Source organism: Mycobacterium paraseoulense (assembly GCF_010731655.1).
In the GTDB taxonomy this organism is placed as follows: domain Bacteria; phylum Actinomycetota; class Actinomycetes; order Mycobacteriales; family Mycobacteriaceae; genus Mycobacterium; species Mycobacterium paraseoulense.
Genome location: NZ_AP022619.1, coordinates 5529488 through 5545184, shown reverse-complemented (window position 1 = coordinate 5545184; position 15697 = coordinate 5529488). Strand labels below are relative to the sequence as shown.

General features: G+C 65.4%; 16 protein-coding genes and 1 other RNA gene. 7 read left to right on the top strand and 10 right to left on the bottom strand.

What is annotated here, in order from left to right; all coding sequences use genetic code 11:
* Nucleotides 1-50: 50 nt before the first annotated feature.
* The 3 genes from G6N51_RS25915 (at nt 51) to G6N51_RS25905 (ending at nt 2726) form a co-directional block, all read left to right on the top strand.
* Entirely contained in the window at nt 51-725 is a 675-nt protein-coding gene (locus tag G6N51_RS25915) for a TetR/AcrR family transcriptional regulator (protein WP_083172481.1), read from the top strand.
* 270 nt (nt 726-995) lie between these two features.
* Nucleotides 996-2042, top strand: a complete 1047-nt coding sequence (locus G6N51_RS25910) for a dihydrodipicolinate reductase (protein ID WP_232078483.1) — start codon at nt 996-998, stop codon at nt 2040-2042.
* 48 nt (nt 2043-2090) lie between these two features.
* Entirely contained in the window at nt 2091-2726 is a 636-nt protein-coding gene (locus G6N51_RS25905) for a TetR/AcrR family transcriptional regulator (protein WP_158086227.1), read from the top strand.
* Between the two features lie 20 nt (nt 2727-2746).
* On the opposite strand, the gene ssrA is transcribed toward G6N51_RS25905, so the two are convergent.
* The 9 genes from ssrA to prfB all read right to left on the bottom strand — a co-directional run bounded on the left by ssrA (nt 2747) and on the right by prfB (nt 9656).
* Nucleotides 2747-3114: a transfer-messenger RNA gene (gene ssrA / locus G6N51_RS25900) on the bottom strand.
* A gap of 90 nt (nt 3115-3204) precedes the next feature.
* Nucleotides 3205-4050: a maleylpyruvate isomerase family mycothiol-dependent enzyme gene (locus tag G6N51_RS25895; RefSeq protein ID WP_083172477.1), complete on the bottom strand. Its 846-nt coding sequence runs from the start codon at nt 4048-4050 to the stop codon at nt 3205-3207.
* A gap of 42 nt (nt 4051-4092) precedes the next feature.
* Complete coding sequence (locus G6N51_RS25890) at nt 4093-4842, bottom strand: EamA family transporter (RefSeq protein ID WP_174814422.1); 750 nt, start codon at nt 4840-4842, stop codon at nt 4093-4095.
* A gap of 92 nt (nt 4843-4934) precedes the next feature.
* Nucleotides 4935-5444, bottom strand: coding sequence for an SsrA-binding protein SmpB (gene smpB / locus G6N51_RS25885; RefSeq protein ID WP_163750833.1), 510 nt, complete (start codon nt 5442-5444; stop codon nt 4935-4937).
* A gap of 2 nt (nt 5445-5446) precedes the next feature.
* Nucleotides 5447-6340: a permease-like cell division protein FtsX gene (gene ftsX / locus G6N51_RS25880; protein ID WP_083173433.1), complete on the bottom strand. Its 894-nt coding sequence runs from the start codon at nt 6338-6340 to the stop codon at nt 5447-5449.
* Entirely contained in the window at nt 6341-7030 is a 690-nt protein-coding gene (gene ftsE, locus G6N51_RS25875) for a cell division ATP-binding protein FtsE (protein WP_067920955.1), read from the bottom strand.
* A gap of 43 nt (nt 7031-7073) precedes the next feature.
* Nucleotides 7074-7553 carry a hypothetical protein gene (locus G6N51_RS25870; RefSeq protein WP_083173432.1) on the bottom strand — a complete coding sequence of 160 codons (480 nt, stop codon included), beginning with the start codon at nt 7551-7553 and terminating at the stop codon, nt 7074-7076.
* On the bottom strand, nt 7550-8545 hold the full coding sequence (locus G6N51_RS25865; protein WP_083173431.1) for a mechanosensitive ion channel family protein: 996 nt from the start codon (nt 8543-8545) through the stop codon (nt 7550-7552). The genes G6N51_RS25870 and G6N51_RS25865 overlap by 4 nt, the downstream gene beginning before the upstream one ends.
* Nucleotides 8535-9656: a peptide chain release factor 2 gene (gene prfB, locus G6N51_RS25860; RefSeq protein ID WP_083173430.1), complete on the bottom strand. Its 1122-nt coding sequence runs from the start codon at nt 9654-9656 to the stop codon at nt 8535-8537. The genes G6N51_RS25865 and prfB overlap by 11 nt, the downstream gene beginning before the upstream one ends.
* A 163-nt stretch (nt 9657-9819) precedes the next feature.
* On the opposite strand from prfB, the gene G6N51_RS25855 reads away from it, so the two are divergent.
* Nucleotides 9820-11187 (top strand): FAD-dependent oxidoreductase, encoded by a 1368-nt coding sequence (locus G6N51_RS25855; protein WP_083173429.1) that lies wholly within the window; start codon nt 9820-9822, stop codon nt 11185-11187.
* On the opposite strand, the gene G6N51_RS25850 is transcribed toward G6N51_RS25855, so the two are convergent.
* Nucleotides 11188-11604 (bottom strand): group III truncated hemoglobin, encoded by a 417-nt coding sequence (locus tag G6N51_RS25850; RefSeq protein ID WP_083173446.1) that lies wholly within the window; start codon nt 11602-11604, stop codon nt 11188-11190.
* Between the two features lie 328 nt (nt 11605-11932).
* Here G6N51_RS25850 and G6N51_RS25840 point away from each other — a divergent pair, with 328 nt between their 5' ends.
* From G6N51_RS25840 to G6N51_RS25830, 3 genes are read left to right on the top strand one after another with little or no spacing between them, the layout of a single operon-like run.
* Complete coding sequence (locus tag G6N51_RS25840; protein ID WP_083173428.1) at nt 11933-14257, top strand: nitric-oxide reductase large subunit; 2325 nt, start codon at nt 11933-11935, stop codon at nt 14255-14257.
* A gap of 2 nt (nt 14258-14259) precedes the next feature.
* Nucleotides 14260-14886, top strand: coding sequence for a hypothetical protein (locus G6N51_RS25835; RefSeq protein WP_083173427.1), 627 nt, complete (start codon nt 14260-14262; stop codon nt 14884-14886).
* Entirely contained in the window at nt 14883-15680 is a 798-nt protein-coding gene (locus tag G6N51_RS25830) for a slipin family protein (RefSeq protein WP_083173426.1), read from the top strand. Before G6N51_RS25835 ends, G6N51_RS25830 begins: the two co-directional genes overlap by 4 nt.
* Nucleotides 15681-15697 lie beyond the last annotated feature (17 nt).

Here is a 15697-nt window from a genome sequence, read left to right as displayed (position 1 = left end):
GCGGAGCCCAATGTCAATGATGAAGCGTGTCGTCGCGTTACGGTGTTCCTATGACCAGTAGCGCGAAGCGAGTCCGCGATAAGGACGGGAAGCAGCGCGCGCTACTAGAGGCGGCCACTGAAGTCTTCGCCGAACAGGGGTTTGATGCGGCGGTGACGAAAGAGATAGCTCGCCGTGCCGGCTGTTCAGAATCCATGCTTTTTCACTATTTCGGTGACAAGCAGGGCATCTTCGAACAAGTGGTATCACGTCAGATCGCTGAGGGAGTTACCGAAGCAGAAGACAAAGTGATGGAGGCTTTGCCTAACCAATTCGTCGAGTTTGTTGAGCAGCTCTTCGACACGCGACTTCATCATGGCCAGGGCACGGTGCCGGGCTGGGACATAGCGGGACGCGCGTTATCCGACCCCTCGTTCTCCATGCGAGTCGTGCGTCCCAATCACGAGCACCGTGTGTCGGTGATCGCCAAGGGCGTCGCCCATTATCAAGGTCTCGGCCAAATCACTCCTGACGTTGACCCCGTCACTCTGGCGGAGTTGCTCGCCAATTTCACGATCTTCACCACGACCGTCGGTCCGCGCTGGTTCGGTACCGCCGAGGCCGACATTCGCGCCCAGATAGCACTTGGGGCGCGGATTTTCGCCGAAGGCGTCCGGCCGTCCACTCCCCGCAAGGTCACCAAACGCCCTGGGCCGCATCGGTCACGATCACGATCGGGCGCTTAGCTGCGGCTCCGAAGCCGTCGCTCGACCCAGTGATGATGATGGTCCGCTTCGGCACCTGCGTCGCCTCCCTCGATCGCGGCCCGCTGAACTGAACCGGCTTCTGGTAATCCTTACTAGGATTGCCTACAGTAAGTTGGGATCCAATGAGTTGGCAATCGCGCCGTCGGCTCGCGACGAGCCCGCCCGACACCCGCTATCGGCTGAGAGGCAACGCCTGTGACTTCATCTCCTGCCACCGCGAAGCGTCGTGTTGTTCACGTCGGCACCGGCATGACGGGAAGCGTGGCCCTCCGCGCGATCATCGACGACCCCGCACTGGACCTGATCGGGGTCAAAGTGTCGTCGCCGACGAAGATCGGCACGGATGCAGGTCGATTGTGTGGACGCCCCGATGTGGGCATCGCAGCGACGGATGACCTGGCGGCAGTTCTGGATGCCAAGCCGGATTGCATCGCCTACTGCGCGACCGCCGTCCGGCGTGAAGACGAGGTGATCGCCGACATCGCCGGCTACCTGGAAGCCGGCATCAACGTCGTCACCATCTCAGCGATCCCGATGGTCTATCCGAAAGCCGCCCCGGCGAATTGGCGTGACCCGATCGAGCGGGCCGCTCGAAAAGGCAACGCAACCTTCTACGCGACGGGGTGCGAACCCGGTTTCGTGAGCCTGAACCTGCCGACCGCGCTGCTGGCCGGTGCCGGTGTGATCGACTCGTATCGAATGGACGAGTACGCCCTCGACCTCGACTTGGCCTACCCGATCTGGGAGGTCCTCCACGAGTCGATGGGTTTCGGAAAGCCCGACGGTCACGTTCCCATTCGCATTGCGGTGGGCAAGGTGAACAACGACTGGGAACCCGTCGTGCGCTACATCGCCGACACGTTGTCCGTGGAGGTCGACAGAGTGGCGTTGGACTGGGAGACGATCCTCGCCCCGCACGACCTCGACACCGCACTCGGCGTGATCCCGCAGAACACGATCTGCGCCCACCGCTGGCGGCTGGCTGCGATCCACGACGAGCGGCCTGTCGTGTCGGTTCAATACTTCGCGACCGTGACCTCCACACCCTGGCCCGACACCTGGCCGCGCCCAGCGCAACCCGGCAAGGGCGGAATGGTGTTCCGCATCGAGGGGTTCCCCAACATGACCCTCGACCTTCGCCTCGACCCCGCGCGAGACGACGCCACCAACCCCGGCGTCGCCGCAACAGCGATGGCGGCGATCAACGCGATACCGGCCGTCATCGACGCCGCACCCGGACTCCTGCCCGGGCCACTGGCCGGTTCCTCGATCGTGACCCGTCAAACCCGTCGCTGAGACGGTTCCGCGGGCTTCGCGCTTCTCGGCGGGCGTAAGAAGGTGATGGTGCAAAGTTCACCGCCACAGCGACGAGCGCGAGGCTCGCTGACCGCGGACGCGATCGTGGAAGCCGCCTTCGCGGTAGCAGCGGACTCATCGATCGATGAGCTCAGCATTCCACTGGTCGCCAAATCGCTGGGAGTGGGCGTAACCAGCGTCTATTGGCACGTGCGCAACAAGTCAGAGCTTCTCGACGCCATGACCGATCGCGCGTTGCGTCGCAGCGGGTTGCCGGCCTTCGTGGAGTCGGACGATTGGCGCGAGTCGTTGCTGGCGCACGCCCGCGGAGTGCGACAGACGTTCGTCGGTGATCCGGTGTTGACGGACCTGATACTCATTCGAGGTGCTCTGAGCCCCTTGGCGCGACGTCTCGGTGCACGGGAGACCGCGAAGGCGATCGCCTGCATGATCGAAGGTGGACTCGATGAGCAGACGGCTCAGGAAACGTATGCGGCGGTCTCGGAGCTCGTCCGGGGTTCGGTACTTCTCGAACGGTTGGCGCACAAGCACCGCGCAGCACTCGAGATCGAATTCGCCGATGACGTCGGGTTCACCGACGCCGCGCTGAGACGAGACGATCGAGCATTCGAGCTCCTCTTGACGTCCCTGCTCGCTGACGTCGCGCGTCGGACCACCGATTGAGTCGCGGCGCTGAACCTCCAAAGTGGAGCTGCCGGGAATCGAACCCGGGTCCTACGGCATTCCCTCAAGGCTTCTCCGTGCGCAGTTCGCTATGCCTCTGCTCGGATCTCCTGGTCACGCGAACTAGCCAGGATGACGATCCCAGTCGCTGTTGGTGTCCCGATGAGTCCCGCGACCGAACTCATCGGTGGATCCCTCTAGCTGACGCCAGGCTCCGGGTCGAGGGAGTTCCCGGTCTGACGGACTAGCTGTCGCTTAGGCAGCGAGAGCGTAGTCGCGCTGATGTGAATCGGCGCTTATCTGTTTGCAACGACGCTTACGGTGGTCTCTTGCCTGCACCGGCACGCTTCCCTTGATTCGATGCGCGAAGTCGAAACCGTTCAGCCCCTCGCATCCCCGCCGATTTTCGGCAGGACAATCCATAATACGCTGCTATCAACGTGCGGCAACGGACTTATCTTCCCGGTGCCCGCTGCGATCAGATCACGAAATTCAGATGATCGACGATCCGGGCGGCCACGCCTTCGTCGCCGCCAAGGTCGATGCTTTGCGACCGAGCGGTGCACATGCGCCGCCCGCCGGCGAGCCTGGTGAACTGCAGCCCGTCCACCCGAATCGTCACGGTCGGCTCCCGGCCGCCGAAGTCGTCGACCAATTGGGCCCTGCCGTCGACGCTGACGCGGATGTCCCGGGTGAGCGGGCCGGTCAATTCAAACAGGACCCGCGAGCCCTCCGGTGCCTTGGCCCGCTTGCCCACCACGTAGCCCATCGTGGCGGCGATCTCGTCGAGGGATAGTTCCGACGCGGGCCCGACAAGCTGGTCATCGGAAGCGGGCCGCCCTAGCGCGTCGCGAATGTCCTGCTCGTGCATCCAACAGTCGAACACCCGGACCCGCATGAACCGCCCGTAGCTCTCCGGACCGACCGGCGTCAGAGTCACCGCGTCCCACTCTCCGTCGGGCATGCCCGTCAGCGCTTTGCGCCGCTGGTCGGTGATGTCCCTGAACCGGTTGAGCACCTCGGCACCGGGTTCCCCGCTGAGGTGACGGACCCAGCACTCGTTCATCGCACCGATGTCGTTGCGGACGTGCTCGAGCGTCGAGACGTCGATGTCGGGTTGGGGCGCGTGGACGCCGGCGAGGAACGACTCGGTACCGATTATGTGCGCCACCAACGCCTTGACGTCCCAACCGGGCAGCGGGCTGGCCGCCTCCCACTCCGCTTCCGGCAACCCGTCCAGCAGCGCGGTGATGTCGTCCCACACCGCGAAGAGACCGGCGAGCACATCGGACTTGTCGAGCTTGGTGACGGGGCGATCGGCCATTCTCGGATAGTAGGCCGGTCGGCTACCGGGCGGGCGCAGGCGTCAGCTTGCGGCGATCATGGCCACGGATCCCATGGCCATCACCATGCCGAACCCCTGCCAGCGGGTCAGTCGCTCGCGCAAGACGAGCATCGCCAGGATCACGGTTGCCGCCGGGTAGAGCGAGATCAGGATGCTGGCCAGCGAAAGCAACCAGGTGTGCAGCGCCAGCAGCATGGTCACGTTGGCACAGATGTCCAAAAGGGCCACGGCCCAGGCCAGCTTCATGGGCTGCCCGCGCGGCGCGCGCAGGTTGTTGCTGGCCGCCGCCATCACGAAGATCACCACGGTCGCCGAGAGCCGGGCGAACACCAGCGGCCACAGTTTGCATGCGTACGGCGCCTGGTGCAGAAACACCAGGTTCAGGCCCATTGCCGTGCCGGCCAGGAGCGTGAGCCACGCCACCTTCGGGGTGAATCGATACGGCGTGACGCCCTGGGCGGTGGCCTCCCGGCTCACCAGCATGACCGCGATGAGGGCCAGCACCACCCCCGCCGAGGCCCCTGGCCCCGGCCGCTCCCCCAGCGCCACACCGACCGCCACCGGCACAGCGGCGTTGAGGACGGCCGCCAACGGTGAGACGACCGAGATCGGCCCGGCACCCAGCGCCGCGAAGAACGCCCACATGCCGACCGCCATGCCGACGCCGTAGAGGCAACCCCAAAAGATGGCACCGCGCGAAATCGGCCCGCCCACGGCCACGGCCAACGCGCCCAGCAGGAATGTCTCGATCGGGTAGACCACCAGCATCACGCGCAGCGCTGCCACCCGTCGAGCGGCTACACCGCCCACGAAATCGCTGACGCCGTAGGTAACGGCAGACAGCTGGGCGTAAGCGGCCCCGATCAGTTCATGCCCTTGGCTCGGCGACCCAACTCACGGACCACTTCGCGCTGGGCATCGCGGCGGGCCATGTCCTGACGTTTGTCGTGCGCTCGCTTGCCGCGCGCCAACGCGAGCTCGACCTTGACCTTTCCCTCGGAGAAATACAGAGACATCGGCACGAGGGCGAGGTTACCATCTCGTATCTTTCCGACCAGACGGTCGATTTGTTGCCTATGTAACAACAACTTTCGATTCCGACGGGGCTCATGGTTCGTCCAGCTACCGTGCTGGTACTCGGGAATGTACAAGTTACGCAACCACACTTCGCCGTCGTCGACGGTTGCGAAGGCGTCGGCCAGCGATGCATGGCCCTCGCGCAGGCTTTTCACCTCTGTCCCCTGTAAAGCCACGCCGGCCTCGAACTCTTCGAGTATCGAATAGTTGTGCCGCGCTTTGCGATTGGTGGCCACAATCTGTTTGCTGCCACGCTTGCCGCCCGCCCCCTTGGCCCGGCCGGGATCCTTGGCCATAGCTACCGCCGGATGTAGAGGCGCAAAGTCGCGTACGCGGTCAGGCCTGCCATCGACACGCCGAGCAGGAACAACCACGGCGAGATGTAGAGGATGTCGGCATAGTCGACCTTCGCGATCAAATGGGCTTGGTAGAACTGGCTGAGCGCGTTGTCGAGGAACCAGGCCCGCACCAGAACCAGGCCGGCGATCGCGATGGCCACACCGATGGACGCGGCCAGCATCGCCTCCACCAGGAAGGGCAACTGGGTATACCAGCGGCTGGCGCCGACCGACCGCATGATCCCGATTTCGGTGCGCCGCGTGTACGCCGCGACTTGGACCATGTTGGCAATCAACAGGATCGCCCCCACGGCCTGCACCAGGGCGACGGCGAACGCGGCGTCGCGCAAACCGTCCAGAACCGCGAACAGCCGGTCGATCAAATCCTTTTCGTTGAGAATGCTGCGCACCCCGGGCTGCCCCTGCATCGCGGCATCGAACTCCGCGTGCTGTTCGGGGTTGTTCAACTTGACGATGAACGACGCGGGAAATGATTCCTTGCCGGCGACGTCCTTGAACTCCGGGAACTTCTTGATCGCTTCGTTGTAGGCGTCCTGCCGGTTGACGAAGCGCACCGATTTGACGTCCTGTCGCGCATCGATCTTGTCCCGCAGCGCTTTGCATGGGCCGGACGAGCACGTCGCGTCGTTGGCGGAGATGTCGTCGGTGAGGAACACCTGCGTCTCGACGCGGTCCAGATAGATCTCCCGCGAGTTGTCCGCCAGCCGGACCACCAGCAGTCCGCCACCGAACAGGCCGATGGAGATGGCCGTGGTGAGGATCATCGCGGCCGTCATCGTGACGTTGCGACGAAGACCGGTCAGGACCTCGTTGAACAGGAAGCCGAAGCGCACTTAGCGGTCCATCCCATAGATGCCGCGCTGCTCGTCGCGAACCAGCCGCCCCAGAGACAACTCCACGACGCGCTGGCGCATCGAGTCGACGATGTGGTGGTCGTGCGTCGCCATCACCACCGTCGTCCCGGTGCGGTTGATCCGCTCCAACAAATCCATGATGTCCTTACTGGTGTCGGGGTCGAGATTGCCAGTCGGCTCGTCGGCCAGCAGAACCAGGGGCCGGTTGACGTACGCGCGCGCGATCGCCACGCGCTGCTGTTCACCACCGGACAACTCGTTCGGCAACCGGTTGGCCTTGCCCGACAGGCCGACGGTTTCCAGCACCTCGGGCACCACCCGGTTGATCGCGTCGGTCCGTTTGCCGATCACTTCCAGCGCGAAGGCGACGTTCTCGTACACCGTCTTTTGCTGCAGCAGGCGAAAGTCCTGGAAGACGGTCCCGATCACCTGACGCAACTTCGGTATGTGGCGGCCGCGCAACTTGTTGACATGGAACTTCGAGACCCGGATGTCGCCGGACGTCGGGTTCTCCTCACCGAGCAGCAGCCGCATGAACGTCGACTTGCCCGAGCCCGACGGGCCGATCAGGAAGACGAATTCACCCTTGTCGATTTTGACGTTGACGTCCTCCAACGCCGGACGGGCCGACGCTTTGTACTTCTTGCTGACATGGTCCAGGGTGATCATCACGGCACGCCAGTGTAGCCGTGCGTTTCGCTGGCAAGCCAAGTCAACTGGCTGGCGGCGGTGAACTTGGCGCCGGACCGGGCCCCGGCTGCGGTAGCTGGGGCGGCGGTGCGGTCGGGCTCGTGCTGGGTGGGCAGAACGGCGGCGGCAGCAGACAAGGCAGCTGCGGCAGCTGAGCCGGCGGGGTGGTGGTCGTCGTCACCGGTGGTGGCGGCGGTGGCGGCGGCGTGCTCGTCGGGGTCGGCGTGTAGGTGGGGGTGGCCGGCGGCTGCTGCACGCGGCTGCGGGGCACCCAGGTGTAGTTCGGGTCGGGGACGAAACCCGGCGGCACCACCTGTTGCGCCGGCGGCTTGGGCGCCGGTTCCGGGCGGTAGGTGTCGTAGACCCACCACACGGCGAAGAATGCGACGATCAACACGATGGTCGACGTGCGGACTCGCCCGCCGAACATGTAGTGCGGCCAGCGACGATCCGCATCGGAGTCCTCGCTGCGCTTCTCGAAGATGCTCAGGGTGAACTTCAACGCTTCTGCACCGCGCCTTGCACGTCATCGCCGATTCGCTCTTCGGCGGCCTGGGCGGCCGGGACCGACGGGTCGTCCACCAGGCCCACCGTCGCGTCCGCCGCGGTCATGATGCCGACGCGGGCCAGCGCCCGAATGACCAGGACGCGCAGTTGCCGGCCGGCCTCGAACTGCTTGCCCGGCAGGGTGCGGGCCACCAGTCGCAGGGTGACGGTGTCGACTTCGATGCTCTCGACGCCCATCACCGTGGGGGCGTCCAACAGCAATTCGCCCAACACCGGGTTGTCCATAGCGCGGTCGCATTCCTGGTGCAGGACCTCGTTGACCCGGTTCAGGTCGGCGCTGGTGGACACCGGAATGTCCACCACCGCGCGCGCCCAGTCCTTGGACAGGTTCACGACCTTCACGATCTGCCCGTTGGGAATGGTCAGGACCTCGCCGTCGGGCGAGCGCAGCCGGGTCACTCGCAACGTCACGTTCTCGACGGTGCCGCTGGCTTCCGTCGCCGAGACGACCGTGAGGGTGACCAGATCTCCGAAGCCGTACTGGCGCTCCGCCAGGATGAAGAACCCGGACAGCAGGTCCCTGACCAGCTGCTGCGCCCCGAAACCCAGCGCGGCACCGACCACCGTGGCCGGCGCGACCAGTCCCCCGACCGAAAACTGCAGCACGTCGGCGATCTGCATCATCACCCAGATGGCGATGAGGACCACCGACACCCAGGAGATCACCGAGGCCATGGCCTGGCGGTGTTTGGACGCTTCCGAGCGCACCAGCGCGTCGCTTTCGGCGAAGCCCAAGTTGAGCTGACGGGTCACCTGCTGGGCCACCCAGTTGACGAACCGGGCCGCCAGCACCGCCACGATCAACACCATCACGATCCGCAGACCGCGGGTGATGATCCATTGCCCGACTTCGCCGCGCCAAAAGTCGTGCCAGCCCAGCGCCTTTGCCAAGGCGGTCGAGGCGGAAAAAGTTGTGTTAGTCGTCATCTTTTCGATTGCGCCACCGGATTCCCGCTTCCAGGAACCCGTCGATGTCTCCATCCAGGACGGCGGCCGGATTGCCGACCTCGTACTCGGTCCGCAGGTCCTTGACCATCTGATACGGGTGCAGAACGTAGGAGCGCATCTGATTGCCCCACGAACTGCCGCCTTCGCCCTTCAACGCGTCCAGCTCGGCGCGTTCTTCGGAACGCTTGCGCTCCAACAACTTTGCCTGAAGCACCCGCATCGCCGAAATCTTGTTCTGCAGTTGCGATTTTTCGTTCTGGCAAGTCACGACGATACCCGTTGGGATGTGCGTTAAACGAACCGCCGAGTCGGTGGTGTTCACCGATTGGCCACCCGGACCGCTGGAGCGGTAAACGTCAACGCGCACATCGCCTTCCGGGATGTCAATGTGATCGGTGGTATCCACCACCGGAAGAACCTCGACTTCGGCGAACGACGTCTGGCGCCGACTTTGGTTGTCGAACGGGCTGATCCTCACCAATCGATGGGTGCCCTGCTCGACGGACAACGTGCCGTAGGCGAACGGGGCGTGCACCGCGAACGTGGCGCTCTTGATGCCCGCCTCCTCGGCATAGGAGGTGTCGAACACTTCGACCGGATACTTGTGCTGTTCGGCCCACCGCATGTACATGCGCATCAGCATCTCGGCCCAGTCGGCGGCGTCCACGCCGCCGGCGCCGGATCGGATGGTGACCAGGGCTTCGCGTTCGTCGTACTCACCGGAGAGCAGGGTGCGCACCTCGGTGGCTTCGATATCGGCGCGCAGCGCCTTCAGCTCGGCGTCCGCCTCGGCGAGCGCTTCGACTTTGCTCGCCGCGCCTTCGGTCTCCTCGGCCGCGAGTTCGTAGAGCACCGGCAGGTCGTCGAGGCGCCTGCGCAAGTCCCCGACCCGGCGCAACTCCCCCTGAGCGTGCGACAACTCGCTGGTCACCCGCTGCGCGCGGGTCTGGTCGTCCCACAGCTGGGGATCGGACGCCTCCTGCTCGAGCTTCTCGATGCGGGTGCGTAGACCGTCCACATCCAGCACCCGCTCCACCGTGGTCAGGGTGGAGTCAAGGGCGGCGATGTCGGCTTGACGGTCGGGTTCCACAGCCGACCACGTTACCGGGACCTCCCAAGCGCCCCGGCTCCCGGCGAGTGCTCAGGCCACGACCAGCGGTCATGCGTTTAGCATCGAGTCACGATCATGTGCGCCCCGCGCTGCGCGCCGACAGCCCCCTGCGCGCTGACCGGGCACGAATAGAAGGTCGAGTATGCGCCCATACCACGTTGCCATCGTCGGCTCCGGACCGTCGGGGTTCTTCGCCGCGTCGTCGCTGCTCAAGGCGGCCGACACGGCCGAGGACATCGATGTCGCGGTCGACATGCTGGAGATGCTGCCCACGCCGTGGGGGCTGGTGCGTTCCGGCGTCGCGCCCGACCACCCGAAGATCAAGTCGATCAGCAAGCAGTTCGAAAAGACCGCCGAGGACCCGCGCTTCCGCTTCTTCGGCAACGTGGTCGTTGGTGAGCACGTGCATTCCAGCGAGCTGGCCGAGCGCTACGACGCCGTCGTCTACGCCGTCGGGGCACAGTCCGACCGCGCGCTCAACATCCCCGGGGAGGACCTGCCGGGCAGCGTCGCGGCCGTCGACTTCGTCGGCTGGTACAACGCGCACCCCAATTTCGAGCAGGCCACTCCCGACCTCTCGGGTGCCCGCGCGGTGGTCGTCGGCAACGGCAACGTGGCGCTCGACGTGGCGCGCATCCTGGTCACCGATCCTGACGTGCTGGGGGTCACCGACATCGCCGATCACGCGCTCGAGTCGCTGCGACCGTGCGGCGTCGAGGAGGTGGTGATCCTCGGCCGGCGTGGGCCCCTGCAGACCGCGTTCACCACCCTCGAGCTGCGTGAGCTGGGAGACCTCGAAGGGGTTGACGTGATCGTCGACCCCGCCCAGCTGGAGGGCGTCACCGACGAGGACGCGGCCGCCGCGGACAAGACGACGAAGCTGAACCTCAAGGTATTGCGCGATTACGCCGCGCGCACGCCGCGGCCGGGCCATCGTCGGATCGTGTTCCGGTTCATGACTTCGCCGATCGAGATCAAGGGCGAGGGCAAGGTGGAGCGGATCGTGCTGGGCCGCAACGAGCTGGTGACCGACGAGAACGGGCGGGTGTCCGCCAAGGACACCGGCGAGCGCGAGGAGCTGCCCGTTCAGCTGGTGGTGCGGTCGGTCGGCTACCGCGGCGTGCCCACCCCGGGCCTGCCGTTCGACGACAAGTCCGCCACGATCCCCAACACCGCCGGCCGGATCGAGGGCAGCCGCAACGAATACGTCGTCGGCTGGATCAAGCGCGGACCGACCGGTGTCATCGGTACCAATAAGAAGGACTCGCAGGAGACCGTCGACACCCTGCTGGCAGATCTGCACAGCGCCAAAGACGGTGGCCTGGCCGAGTTCCCCGACGACCACGCCGGCAAGCTGGCCGACTGGCTCGCCTCACGCCAGCCGAAGCTGGTCACCTCCGCACACTGGGAAATCATCGACCGTCACGAGCGTGCCGCCGGCGAGCCGCACGGGCGCCCCCGCGTCAAGCTGCCCAACCTGAACGAGCTGCTGCGGATCAGCCACGGCTGATCACGAGGCGACGGTGGCGAGCAGCTCGGGCGCATCGAGTCCGGTCAGCCGGCGGTGCATGGCCCACGCGATCCTGGCGGCCTGAATCTTTGCCCGTTCAGCCGCTGCCCCGCAATACATTTCGTCGACGGTGTCGTGCCAGATGGTGAGCCAGCGCAGAAAGTGCCGGTTGGACAGGGGTGTCCGCCGGTGGATGTCGCGGTGCGCCTGCAGCGCGCTACCGCGGTACCGTCCGGCGCGAAACAGCACCGTCTCCCAGAAGTCGCACATCGTCGGAATGTGTGAGTCCAGACCGACGGCCAGCAGCTCGGAGAACGGCGCGGCCAGCACCTCGTCGGCCAGCGCCCGTCCGTAGAAGCGGCGCAGGAGCGCCTCCACGTCGGCGCGGTCGATCAGATCGGTGCTCGCTTCAGCCATCGTCACATCCCGGGTTGGTCGTTAGCTTGCTCGGCCGCCGTCGACCCGTCCACACCCACGACCACCGCCGGAGCCGGAAGGCTATTGCTCATCGCGGCCTCCTCTGCTGAGCTGTACGCGGGAAATTTCATCTGGCTGAGCCATGAGGTTATGGCGGGGAAACGACCCTCTCCCAGGGGCATTGGTCCCGAAACAGATGCCATTGGCCACCAGGGGACGCGCGGCGGCGGAGGTTGCCGTTCGCACCCGACCACAACGGAATACAAGCTGTTTGCGCAGATGGACAGCGGGGCACGACCACCCATCACCGGAGACCGGAGACTCGCGTATGGCCGCTCGACAGACCGCTCAACCGACTTCCTCGGAGCCCCTGGTGGGCAAAGGCTGGATCCAGGGCGTCGCCCTGGTCATGATCTTCGGCTTTCTGGTCATGGGCATCCTGGCCTACCGCACCTACTCGGCATCGATGCCGATGCCGGACAAGGTCGTCAACGAATCCGGTCAGCTGCTTTTCACCGGCGATGACATCACCCGGGGGCAGGAGCTCTACCAGGCCCGGGGCCTCATGGAATACGGCTCGGTGCTGGGGCATGGCGCATACCTGGGGCCGGACTACACCGCCGAATACCTGCGGATGGCCACCCAAGACGACGCCGATCAGCTGAGGGCTCAGGGGGTGGCCGATCCGCGTGAGCGAGTGGTCACCGAGTTCCGCACCAACCGGTACAACCCCGGCACCAAGACGTTGGTGTTCACCGACCGCCAAGCCGCGGCCTTCGACCACATCCAGAGCCACTACGCCGCCTACTTCGGTGAGAACTCGACCAAATACGGGCTGCTGCCCCACATGATCACCGACAAGGCACAAATCCACGACCTGACCGCGTTCTTCGCGTGGACCGCTTGGGCCGGTGCGGCCGAACGCCCCGGCCACAAATACAGCTACACGAACAACTGGCCGGCCGAGCCGCGGGTCGACAACGGCCCGACCGCTCCGGTGATCGTGTGGTCGGCGCTGTCACTGATCGCGTTGCTCGGTGGCATCGGCATCATGTTCGCGGTCTACGGGCGGTGGAGCCAGAAGGTCGGCTGGCACGGCGCCGAGTCGTCCACACTGTCGTTCCGCCAACCGGGCGAGGTGAGCCTGACGCCGGCCCAACGGGCCACGATCTGGTTCTTCGCGATCGTTTCGGTGCTGTTCCTGGCGCAGACGCTGCTGGGGGCGGCGGCCGAGCATTACCGGGCCGACTTGTCGAACTTCTTCGGGCTGGATTTGGCCCGCGTCCTGCCGTACAATCTGGCCCGCACCTGGCATGTGCAACTCTCGCTGTTCTGGACCGCGGCGGCCTTCCTGGCCGGTGGGATCTTTTTGGTGCCGTTCATCTCCCGCCGCGAGCCGCGCCGTCAGGGCTTGCTGGCCTACGTGTTGCTGGGCGCGGTCGCGGTGGTGGTGTTCGGCTCGCTGATCTGCGAGGCGCTATCCATCTACGGAGTGATCCCGCATGGGCTGCTGTCCCAGCAGTGGGAGTATCTCGACCTGCCGCGGCTGTTTCAGATCCTGCTGATCGTCGGCATGTTCGTCTGGATTGCGATCATCTTCCGGGGCATGCGCGCCCGGCTCAAGGCCGAGTCGAAGATGAACATGCCGTGGTTGTTCTTCTTCTCCGGACTGGCGATCCCGGCGTTCTACACCGTCGGGCTGTTGGCCAGCAGCGGCACGCATTACACCGTCGCCGAATTCTGGCGGTTCTGGGTGGTGCACCTGTGGGTCGAGGACTTCCTCGAGCTGTTCACCACCGTGATGGTCGCCTACATGTTCGTGCTGCTGGGCGTGGTGCGCGAACGGATCGCGCTCGGCGTGATCTTCCTTGACGTCATCCTGTACTCCGCCGGCGGTGTCATCGGGACGATGCACCACCTGTACTTCTCGGGCACCCCGGTGGAACACATGGCGCTGGGCGCCTTCTTCTCGGCGGCCGAGGTCATTCCGCTGACCTTCCTCACCGTCGAGGCGTGGGCGTTCCTGCAGCTCGGTTCGCGGCAACAGTCCGGCGACACCAACCCCTTCCCGCACCGGTGGGCGGTCATGTTCCTGGTCGCGGTCGGATTCTGGAACTTCTTGGGGGCCGGCATCTTTGGCTTCCTGATCAACCTGCCGATCGTGTCCTACTACCAGATCGGCACCGCACTGACCGCCAATCACGCGCACGGCGCGATGATGGGGGTCTACGGCATGCTCGCCGTCGGCTTGGCCATGTTCGCCTTCCGCTACGTGATCCCCGCGGACAAGTGGCCGGAGAAGTTGGCACGAACCTCGTTCTGGTGCATGAACATCGGTCTGGCGTGGATGGTGTTCGTCACCCTCTTACCGCTGGGCGTGCTCCAGCTCTACCACTCGGTCAACGACGGCTACTTCGAGGCACGTTCGCTGGGCTACATCACCAGGCCCGGCAATGCCGTCCTGGAATGGCTCCGGCTGCCCGGCGACGTCATCCTGATCGTCGGCGGCGTGCTGCCGTTCGTCTGGATCGCCTGGACCGCGTTGCGGCATTTCCGCACGGGCACAACGGTTCAGGAGTTGCCCGAACACCCGCTCTACGCCGAGGCCCCCACCGAGCCGGAGACCGGCGCCGCGGTGTCGGCGAAGGACTGACCGTGACTCAACCGGCCGCCACCGTATGGCTGATCGCCGGGTACTCCCTTGCGCTGCTCGCCATCGGCTGGAGTTTCGACTCGATGGCGCGACGGGCGTCGGCGCGCGCCGCGCGCTGGCGCACGGGGCAATTCACCTACCGGCCGGACCACGACGCCTGGGTGTGTCCGCGCGACCACTGGCTGTGGCCCACTTCGTTCGATCCGGGTCACCGGGTCATGCGATACCGCGCCCTACCGGTCGTGTGCAACAGTTGTCCCATCAAATCCAGCTGCACGACATCCGACCACGGCCGGGAGATCAGCCGTGAGGTGGACCCGTGGCCGCATTCGGACGCGGGGCGGTTCCACCGCGGGATCGCCTGCTGCGTGGCGGGCTTCGGAATCGTGCTGCCCCTGGCGACGTTGGCCGCCAACCACTCGGGCGCTGACGTGCTGGTCTTGACGGGAACCATCGGAGTCGTCGCGCTGCTGGGCCTGCCGCTGCTCCGTCACCTGTGGAACACCCCGTCCAACGCGCCCGAGCACCTTCCCCACCGCACCGCGCTCGAGGACCGGGCCGCCGCGGCGATAGACAGGTATTCCACTCGTTGGGGCAGCTGGGAAAGCAAGGAGGGCAACCCGACATGATTGCCGTCGTGATCGTCGTCGTCGCCGCCGCGATCGTGGGGCTTGCCGTGCTCGCGACGTGGTCGCTGGCTGTGCTGCGCGAGTACGAACGCGGAGTCGTCTTCCGGATGGGGCATGTCCGCCCGCTGTACGGTCCCGGGCTTCGGCTACTGATCCCCTTCTTGGACAAGATGATCCGCGTCGACCAGCGGCTGGTGACGCTGACCATTCCGCCGCAGGAGGTGATCACCCGCGACAACGTGCCCGCCAGGGTCAACGCCGTGGTGATGTTCCAGGTGATGGAACCGCTGAAAGCGATTCTGGCGGTGGAGAATTACGCGTTAGCCACCTCACAGATCGCCCAGACGACGCTGCGTTCGCTGCTGGGCCGGGCCGACCTGGACACGCTTTTGGCCCACCGCGAGGACCTCAACAGCGATCTGCGCACCATCATCGAAAAGCAGACCGAACCGTGGGGCGTGCAGGTCCGCGTCGTGGAGATCAAAGACGTCGAGATCCCCGAGTCGATGCAGCGGGCGATGGCCCGCGAAGCCGAAGCCGAGCGCGAACGCCGGGCGAAGGTCATCAACGCCCGCGGCGAATTGCAGGCCTCCGAGGAACTGCGCCAAGCGGCGGAGACCCTTTCCAAGAGCCCTGCCTCGCTGCAATTGCGTTATCTGCAAACGCTGTTGGAATTGGGGGCGGACCAGAATTCGACCGTCGTCTTCCCGTTGCCCGTGGACATCATCACACCGTTCCTGCGGCATCCGGAGGCACTACAGGGCGTCGTCGATAACGTCAACAATCGGCGATGAATTCCGCCGCCCCGCCG

What these genes read in the sequence shown, in the direction of transcription:
- G6N51_RS25915 (WP_083172481.1), top strand. Translation starts at nt 51, where the DNA reads ATGACCAGTAGCGCGAAGCGAGTCCGCGATAAGGACGGGAAGCAGCGC.
- G6N51_RS25910 (WP_232078483.1), top strand. Translation starts at nt 996, where the DNA reads ATGACGGGAAGCGTGGCCCTCCGCGCGATCATCGACGACCCCGCACTG.
- G6N51_RS25895 (WP_083172477.1), bottom strand. Translation starts at nt 4,050, where the DNA reads ATGGCCGATCGCCCCGTCACCAAGCTCGACAAGTCCGATGTGCTCGCC.
- smpB (WP_163750833.1), bottom strand. Translation starts at nt 5,444, where the DNA reads ATGGCCAAGGATCCCGGCCGGGCCAAGGGGGCGGGCGGCAAGCGTGGC.
- ftsE (WP_067920955.1), bottom strand. Translation starts at nt 7,030, where the DNA reads ATGATCACCCTGGACCATGTCAGCAAGAAGTACAAAGCGTCGGCCCGT.
- G6N51_RS25865 (WP_083173431.1), bottom strand. Translation starts at nt 8,545, where the DNA reads ATGACGACTAACACAACTTTTTCCGCCTCGACCGCCTTGGCAAAGGCG.
- G6N51_RS25855 (WP_083173429.1), top strand. Translation starts at nt 9,820, where the DNA reads ATGCGCCCATACCACGTTGCCATCGTCGGCTCCGGACCGTCGGGGTTC.
- G6N51_RS25850 (WP_083173446.1), bottom strand. Translation starts at nt 11,604, where the DNA reads ATGGCTGAAGCGAGCACCGATCTGATCGACCGCGCCGACGTGGAGGCG.
- G6N51_RS25840 (WP_083173428.1), top strand. Translation starts at nt 11,933, where the DNA reads ATGGCCGCTCGACAGACCGCTCAACCGACTTCCTCGGAGCCCCTGGTG.
- G6N51_RS25830 (WP_083173426.1), top strand. Translation starts at nt 14,883, where the DNA reads ATGATTGCCGTCGTGATCGTCGTCGTCGCCGCCGCGATCGTGGGGCTT.